The organism is Dolichospermum sp. UHCC 0259 (assembly GCF_009711935.1).
Lineage (GTDB): Bacteria > Cyanobacteriota > Cyanobacteriia > Cyanobacteriales > Nostocaceae > Dolichospermum.
Genome location: NZ_VIKX01000081.1, coordinates 1 through 8,329 on the forward strand (window position 1 = coordinate 1; position 8,329 = coordinate 8,329).

Annotated in this window: 6 protein-coding genes and 1 pseudogene; 4 read left to right on the forward strand and 3 right to left on the reverse strand. The window is 37.8% G+C overall.

The annotated features are described in order from the left end of the window. Positions 1-131 precede the first annotated feature (131 nt). Positions 132-272, reverse strand: coding sequence for a hypothetical protein (locus FJR05_RS27870; protein WP_371416840.1), 141 nt, complete (start codon positions 270-272; stop codon positions 132-134). Positions 273-484: 212 nt separating this feature from the next. On the opposite strand from FJR05_RS27870, the gene dcm reads away from it, so the two are divergent. The 3 genes from dcm (at position 485) to FJR05_RS06375 (ending at position 3,394) form a co-directional block, all read left to right on the forward strand. Then, the gene (gene dcm, locus FJR05_RS06365; protein WP_168643340.1) at positions 485-1,414 is read left to right on the forward strand and encodes a DNA (cytosine-5-)-methyltransferase; all 930 of its coding nucleotides are present in this window, start codon (positions 485-487) and stop codon (positions 1,412-1,414) included. Between the two features lie 12 nt (positions 1,415-1,426). Then, on the forward strand, positions 1,427-2,059 hold the full coding sequence (locus FJR05_RS06370; protein WP_168643341.1) for a YqiA/YcfP family alpha/beta fold hydrolase: 633 nt from the start codon (positions 1,427-1,429) through the stop codon (positions 2,057-2,059). Positions 2,060-2,248: 189 nt separating this feature from the next. Further along, positions 2,249-3,394, forward strand: coding sequence for a histidinol-phosphate transaminase (locus FJR05_RS06375; RefSeq protein ID WP_168643342.1), 1,146 nt, complete (start codon positions 2,249-2,251; stop codon positions 3,392-3,394). A gap of 14 nt (positions 3,395-3,408) precedes the next feature. On the opposite strand, the gene FJR05_RS06380 is transcribed toward FJR05_RS06375, so the two are convergent. After that, positions 3,409-3,930: a hypothetical protein gene (locus FJR05_RS06380; protein ID WP_371416842.1), complete on the reverse strand. Its 522-nt coding sequence runs from the start codon at positions 3,928-3,930 to the stop codon at positions 3,409-3,411. Between the two features lie 289 nt (positions 3,931-4,219). Next, complete coding sequence (locus FJR05_RS06385; protein WP_168643343.1) at positions 4,220-4,816, reverse strand: GNAT family N-acetyltransferase; 597 nt, start codon at positions 4,814-4,816, stop codon at positions 4,220-4,222. A 790-nt stretch (positions 4,817-5,606) separates the two neighbouring features. On the opposite strand from FJR05_RS06385, the pseudogene FJR05_RS06390 reads away from it, so the two are divergent. Beyond that, positions 5,607-8,273: pseudogene (locus tag FJR05_RS06390) on the forward strand (response regulator); the annotation flags it as partial. Between the last annotated feature and the right edge of the window lie 56 nt (positions 8,274-8,329).

Here is an 8,329-nt window from a genome sequence, read left to right on the forward strand (position 1 = left end):
CTCCTATCCCTGTTACTTCCTAATTCCTTTTTAGTGGGGGAGTGTGAACAGTTACCATTAATATACTTACAAAATCATGCCAATAAAGTTTGGTATAATCACAAAGACCTCCATAAACCATTAGGATATATTTATATTTCTATGTTATCTCCTGCCAAGATAAACAGATTACCTGTGCGCTCATCTAAACAGATGATGAAAATAGGTGTAAATGTATTGGTCAAAGTTTGACAGAGGATAACATATCTAATACTTTGTTCGGAAGTTAGCAAAATATATTTACTGATTAATTATATAACTTAAATTATAGATTAACTATAGGTTTTTACTTGGTTATATTATAATATTAACTATGCGATCGCTTAATTTAAGATCAAGAGTAATTACTGGGGTAGTTGCATAATTTATATGCTTGCTATACTATAAATTGCGTCAATTATACTTAATCACAACTCTTAACCAAGGATAGAACCGAAATCAAAAAATGATCAAATTCATAGACTTATTTAGTGGTACAGGTGGATTTAGATTAGCAATTGAAAAGATTTGTGATAATTATAAAATTGATTCTCAATGTGTTTTTTCCAGTGATATTGATTTAGATGCCCAAAAAATATATTCAGAAAACTTTGGAGAAACACCCATAGGAGATATTACAAAAATTGACGAAAATGATATTCCTGACCATGATATATTATTCGGTGGTTTTCCTTGTCAACCCTTTAGCATCTGTGGAGAACTAAAAGGATTTGAAGATACCAGAGGAACATTATTTTTTGATATTGCCAGAATTATTAAAAATAAACAACCTTCAGCCTTTATCTTAGAAAATGTCAAACAATTACAAGGACATCAACAAGGACAAACATTAAGAATAATTATTAATACCTTAAAAGAATTAGGCTATTATACAGATTATAAAATTCTCAATGCTCTTAATTTCGGTTTACCACAAAAACGAGAAAGAATTTTAATAGTCGGCTTAAAAAACCAAAATCATTATTATAACTTTAACTGGCCATTAATTAAAACGCCCATGCAGCCTTTATCAGAAATATTAGAAAAATCTGTTTCTGAATTTTATTATGCTTCCGAAAAAATTCGCCAAAATCGGTTACAAAAAGTCAAACCTGAGCAAAAACATGAGCAACCCACAATATGGCATGAAAATAAATCTGGTAATATTAGTATACATCCTTATTCCTGTGCATTGAGAGCAGGAGCATCTTATAATTATTTATTAGTCAACGGCGAAAGAAGATTAACCGCAAGAGAAATGTTGAGATTGCAAGGTTTTCCAGAATCTTATAAAATAGTGGGCAGCTATCAAACCATGCGAAAATTAACTGGTAATGCGATCGCAATCCCTTGTATTTCTACTGTGATTGATTCTTTAATTAAGACAATATATTGAAACTTATCACTTATGAATTATCTCTATCTTCACGGTTTTGCTTCCAGTCCCAATTCAGCAAAAGCCCAAGACATTCAACAAAGATTATCACAACACCAAATCCCAATATCTATCCCTGATCTAAACAGCGGCGGATTTACTCACCTAACCATCACTCGACAAATTCAACAAATTGCGGCTCATCTTCCTCTAAATTCTCAACCTGTAACCCTCATTGGTTCTAGCTTAGGAGGTTTGATATCTGCCCATTTAGCACAACAACATTCACAAATAAAACGCCTAATATTATTAGCGCCAGCTTTCGGTTTTTTATCCCACTGGTTGCCAAAATTAGGCATAAGATTAAAATTATGGCAATTAATAAAATATATGATGATTTATCATTATGGCGATCAACAATTACTGCCTCTACATTATAATTTTGTTACCGATGCTAAACAATATTCAGAAGATTTATTACAACGTCCCCTTCCTACCTTGATTTTACATGGTAAACATGATGAAGTAATTCCTATCCAAGCTAGTCGCCATTTCGCTATTTCCCGTCCTTGGGTGGAATTAATAGAATTTAATAGTGATCATAGCTTAGGCAATGTCAGCGATGAAATTTGGCAAGCAATTTATTCATTTTGCCAATTATCATAAATAACAAAATGTAACCAAGACAAGTTTTACCAATGTAAGCATTCAGCTAAAATCGGATTTTAGGGGTTTGGAAGTGGGGAGACTGACATCACTAATTAATATTCAGAATGCTGATCAATTCAATTCTTGCTGATAGCTGTTCGCTGACGGCTGAATGCTTACTTACCAATTACCAATCACCAATCACCAATGACAAATCTTAAATTTATTCGTGCCGATTTATCCCAACTTAACGCTTATAAAGCTCATCCCGGTAGTGATAGTGCTGAACCAGTTGCCATCCAATTTGACAGATTAGATACTAATGAAAGTCCTTTAGATTTACCACCGGAAATCAAAGAAAAATTAGCTTGGACTTATCAACAACTTATTGAAACTAATCGTTATCCCGATGGTGGACACGAAACTCTAAAAAATGCCATTTCCCAATATGTAAATGAATCAGCAAATCTAGCAAATTCAACTTTCACCGCTGCGAATATTTCCGTCGGTAATGGTTCAGATGAATTAATTAGATCCCTATTAATTGCCACTTGTTTAGGGGGAGAAGGTTCTATATTAGTCGCCAATCCTACCTTTTCCATGTATGGAATCTTAGCCCAGACTTTAGGCATTCCCGTAGTTACAGTAGGCAGAAATCAAAGCAACTTTGAAACTGATTTAGCAGCCGCCAAATCTGCCATTGTCCAAACACAAAATCCTCCCATTCGCGTCGTTTTTGTCGTTCACCCCAATTCCCCCACCGCTAATTCTTTAACAGCAGCGGAACTAGAATGGTTAAAAAGTTTACCAGAAGAAATTTTAGTAGTTATTGATGAAGCTTACTTTGAATTTAGTCAAACCACCTTAGCAGCAGAATTATTACAACATCCTAACTGGATAATATTACGCACCTTTTCCAAAGCCTTTCGGCTTGCAGCCATGCGTGTAGGTTATTGTATCGCTCATCCAGATGCGATCGCAATTTTAGAAAAAGTTCGTCTTCCTTACAATCTTCCCAGTTTTTCCATCGCTGCTGCCCTCATAGCCTTAGAAAATCGGCAACTTTTGCTAGAGTCAATCCCCCAAACCCTCAGCGAAAGAACCAAAATGATCACAGCCTTATCCGCACACCCAACCCTGGAAATTACACCCAGCAGCACCAACTTTATTTACTTGCGGATTAAAACCAATGACTCTCAATTATCAACCACCGTTTTAACAAATCTCAACCAAAAGCTGAGAAATCAAGGGACTCTGATTAGACTCTTACCCAATGGCTTAAGAATCACTATCGGTACACCGGCAGAAAACACCCGCACCCTAGAACGCATACAAGCATTATTGTCAGAGTAGAAATTAATTATCACTCATTCATTTTCAGTATCAATACTTACACGACGAACAATCGTTACAGTTGGCGTTAACACACCTACCAACATAGCAAAAGCCTCATCTGGGATACAAGCCACTATTTCTGATGGGAAAAATACCTCAAACTGGTCAAGAATCTTTTGTACTCGTTCTGTAGCAATTGGACTCTCTGTAATTTGTTTAATTAAGCGTATCCATTGTCGTCTAAGCAAATAAGCTTTTTGACGATCTTCATGGGATTCAGGAGTCAATAAAGACAGATTGCCTATGGGTAAAATCCCTTGGCAATCACTATCATGATCTCCACCAATCGCTGCTCCAGGTCCAGCAAACTCCGCATGGTATTCTTTAAAAAGTATTAACCCATTCCTTCTCCGACTATTAACCATGAGAACCTTGCCACCATGAATTAGTGTGAGGAGCTTAGAGCCATTAAATTGCCTATTTCCATCTGGCATGATAATTTGGTTAATAACACTACTTTGAATGTGATAGTTTGATATAGTATTCCCTAGTATTACTTTGGATAGTATAATTTATTTTAGGAATAAACACGCACTTTTAGTCATTTTAATCATTCTATTCTAGGGGATTAGCGCTAGATTTCAATCAGTCCAGAGTCACCTTTATTTAAAGTTTCTGTAAAGATAAGCCATACAAATATAAAGTAGAGAACAAGAAAAAAGACAAATCTCCCGCTATCCCTTATACGAGTAGGAACTTCCATGTAATCCAAAATTTGCGGGAAACCCCTACAAAAATTGGTTTTCCCCTTCCTTCTCTCTAACTCCTAACTCCTAACTCCTCCTATATACGTTTATGCAGTAATATTTGACGTGAGCGATTAAAGAAAAGTGTATCCCAGGGCGATTCAACCTTATGTACCCGATATGCCAACTTAAAATAAAGCTGACGGGCATGATGATTATGTTCCAAAACGTGAAGATATAAGTCTTGAAATCCCCATTCCTGGGAAATTTGCTCACAGCGAATCAATAAACTAGAACCTACACCCAATCTACGGCAGCCTGGATCAACAGCTAAATTAGATATATAAGGGAAACCTGGATTTACACCAATCCAAGAATCATGACCCCTAACACTCATTTCTACAGTTCCCATAATTTTCTGATCTTCAGTGGCAGTATCAACCGCAACCAAACAAATATGATGGGGTGTGGGAGACTTGAGCCGATGTCTGAGATCCTCATAAATACCTATCCGAAACAAAGGGAAAGCCCAACCCCATAGACCTTCTTGGGAGTGAAAGCTTTCAGCCACAATTTGGGCAATACTGATTAAATCATCAGGTGTAGCTACGCGAATTTGGAGTTGTCCAACAGTTAGAGTGCCAATTTCTGGGCTTGCTTGGGGTTGGGTAGGGTTAAAAAACCAGGATTTCAAAGCTAATTAGGGATTAATTTGATTGATTGCAGGAATAAGGTTGAAAGCCTCTTAGTGGACAGGATCTAAATTCAAAGCCGGACACTGAATTATGCTGTAACAGCGAAGAGGTTTTGGGATATTTGACGGTTCGTTACATATTACTCTTTGAGCAGCCGCTCCGCGTCTACTGTTTTTTCTGTTCACCTACTTAGTTAGGATAACTGATCATCAACGTAGTAAAATCTATCTAAACAAAATATCTTAGCGGCTGAAAGCTAAAAATTTTTCTCATTGAGAACTGGAGGGACTGATAAAATAAATACTGAGTAGTAGATACTAGAATAATAATCTAGAATAATACTCAATTTGGCAGGGACAATTTACTTAAAACTACAACTGCCTTAGTATTATTTGTGATTGCCAAATTTAAACAAAGGGATTGGTTTAATAGTATACTTTGATTATCAATCAAATTGATGTATTATTAATAACGTTACCATCTTGCCGAAGGATAGAATTAATTTAAAAGTATTAGCACCAATGCTAAGACGTATAAGCTGAATCTATCACTTCCTGCGTCATGTTCACCAGCCTGAAAGTAATTTGTTTATCAACAACTACTTACAGAGGTTAAAATTCAAAATAGTGAGTAATTAAATGATAGTTGTCTCTATCCTTACTCATGTTTAGTCATGTAGCCAAATAAACAGTTAATGGTTGAACAAAGCTGCTCTTATCTGACTTATACATATCCCTACTTGAATGTTTTATTCCTTATTCGACTGCCATTGCAGCAGCAAAGCGGTGCATGATATCACAAGCAAACAGTAAGCCAAAAATTTTGGTTGTTGATGATGAACCCGACAATCTGGACTTGCTTTATCGCACCTTTTATCGTGACTATAAGGTGCTAAGGGCAAATTCTGGGCCTGCGGCTCTAGATTTACTAGCGCAAGAGGGTGATATTTCGGTGATCATTTCCGATCAACGGATGCCGATGATGAGTGGGACAGAATTTTTAAGCCTTACTGCCACCCAATATCCAGATATTATTCGCATTATTTTAACTGGCTATACTGATGTTGAAGATTTGGTAGATGCCATTAACGCCGGCAAAGTATTCAAATATGTAACTAAACCCTGGGAGTCGGAAGAACTAAAAGCAGTTGTTCGTCAAGCTATGGACACTCACAATGTCCTCAAAGCTAGAACCAGGGAACTGACGCGGACACTTCGGCAAGAATCGCTGCTGAATACAATCACAAATACAATTCGTAGTGCTTTAAATTATCGGCAAGTTTTGCAAACTATTGTGGATACGGTGGGGCATATTTTCGAGGTGGATATTTGTGTATTACGTCCTTTTCAAGATGAACAGTTGGCAGATGAAGGATTTGTTTACCAAAAATCAATGAGTTCTGGGGAGGATGCAAATACCGGGAGTATTTCTTTGCCTATTTTGGCGCAAACAGTCTGGGAGACCCGCGAATTGCAAGTCATTGATTATGACAATGATGATGAGAGATTGCAAAGTAATGATGTAGTTAATAGTCGTGCTGATGCTTTTGCTAGGGCTAATATTCATTCTAGCTTAGTTGTTCCCCTGATTTGGCAACAAAAATTGATGGCGGTATTGGCTTTGCACCAATGTTTTCAGAAACGGATTTGGGGAGAAGATGAAATTCAGTTGGTTTTGGTAGTAGCAGATCAAGCTGCTTTGGCTTTGTCTCAAGCCTACGCTTATGAAAAGGTGCGGGCTTTAGCAAAACGAGAGGCTCTGATTAATACAATTACTAGCGCTATTCGTTCTAGTTTGAATCCAGAAGACATTTTCGCGGCGATTACCCAACAGCTAGGACAAGCTTTACAGGTTGATGGCTGTGTTCTGTCGTTGTGGACTCAGGATGATGAATTTGTCCATTGTGTAGGCTTGTATGATAGTTCTAACCCAGGGAATTCTCTGGAAAATTATTACTCTTTACATCATCAATTGCCGGAATCGTCCGTCAAGATTCAAGATAATCCTGTTTTGCAAGAAATATTGCGGACGGAAGAACCTGTGGTGATTCATGATATTGGCGATTATGCCGCTGATGTGCGAGGTTTTGAGTTGTCGTTGAAAATGCCGGTGCGATCGCTCATGGTTGTACCTCTATTGGCTGATGGCAAGTGTATTGGCAGTATTACTATGCGGGAAAGTGGACAAGCTAGAAGGTGGCTATCCTCAGAGGTGGAGTTAGCCAAATCAGTGGCATCTCAAGCAGCGATCGCTGTTCAACAGTCGCGCTTATACCAAAAAACCCGCGAACAAGCAGAAAGATTATTAGAACTAGATAAACAAAAAACCGAATTTTTCCAAAATATCTCCCATGAATTTCGTACTCCCATCACCCTGATTCAAGGACCTCTAGATTCAGCCGTCAGTGCTGGTGAGGGTTTATCCCATGATCAAAGTGTCATCGCTCTCCGTAATTCTCGCCGCTTGCTGCGCTTAGTTAATCAACTCCTAGACTTACAACGTCTCGATGCCGGCAGAATGCAGCCTAGTTTCCGTCCCTGTGATCTGGTCGAATTTGTTACCCAAATAGTTGACTCTTTTCGTCCCTATTGCGAGAAAAAAGAACTCCAAGTTAACACCGATTTAGCTAACTGTCCCACAGTCTATTTAGACATAGAAAAATTTGACAAAGTGCTTTATAACCTGTTGTCAAATGCGATGAAATTTACCCCGGAAAAGGGAACAATTACCATCAAATTAGCACCAACAGGCGATCGCTGCATTTTACAGGTGCAAGATTCCGGTATTGGTATTCTTCCTCAACAAATTCCCCATCTCTTTGAACGATTCCGTCAAGCTGAAGGCTCAGAAAACCGCAGCTATGAAGGTAGTGGCTTGGGTTTATCCCTAGTCAAAGAATTGGTAGAATTACATGGAGGCAATGTATCAGTTGAATCAATTTATGGACAAGGAACAATCTTCACCTTAGAATTATTCATCGGTTCATCTCATTTACCCGCAGATAGAATATTAGATACCGCCGCTGATTTGAATATCAGTCGCGCTAGTGTAGAATTAGCTGGCTTAGAACAAGCTGACTTAGATATAGAAAATTTTGCACAGAAATTAGAATCATTACCAACTTCAGACATTAACGATTCTCAATTACTGAGTATTACAGATCGGGGAACAGGACATTCAATTTTAGTAGTTGATGATAATCCTGATTTACGAGTCTACGTAGCTGATATTTTGCGTCGTAACGGATATAAAGTAGATACAGCCCGTAACGGTATCGAAGGATATCTGCTTTCACAACGAACTAGACCCAGTTTAATTATCACCGATTTGATGATGCCTGTAGTGACAGGACTGGAAATGATTAAAATGATTCGTTCTGAAGAAGATTTAAAAGGAACGCCGATTATTCTTCTTACCGCCAAAGCTGATGAAGAAAGCCGGATTCAAGGAACAGAAGAGTAACTGTTCACACTCCCCCACTAAAAAGGAATTAGGAAGTAACAGGGATAGGA

Coding starts and splice junctions, on each gene's coding strand:
- dcm (WP_168643340.1), top strand. CDS start 485: ATGATCAAATTCATAGACTTATTTAGTGGTACAGGTGGATTTAGATTA.
- FJR05_RS06370 (WP_168643341.1), top strand. CDS start 1,427: ATGAATTATCTCTATCTTCACGGTTTTGCTTCCAGTCCCAATTCAGCA.
- FJR05_RS06375 (WP_168643342.1), top strand. CDS start 2,249: ATGACAAATCTTAAATTTATTCGTGCCGATTTATCCCAACTTAACGCT.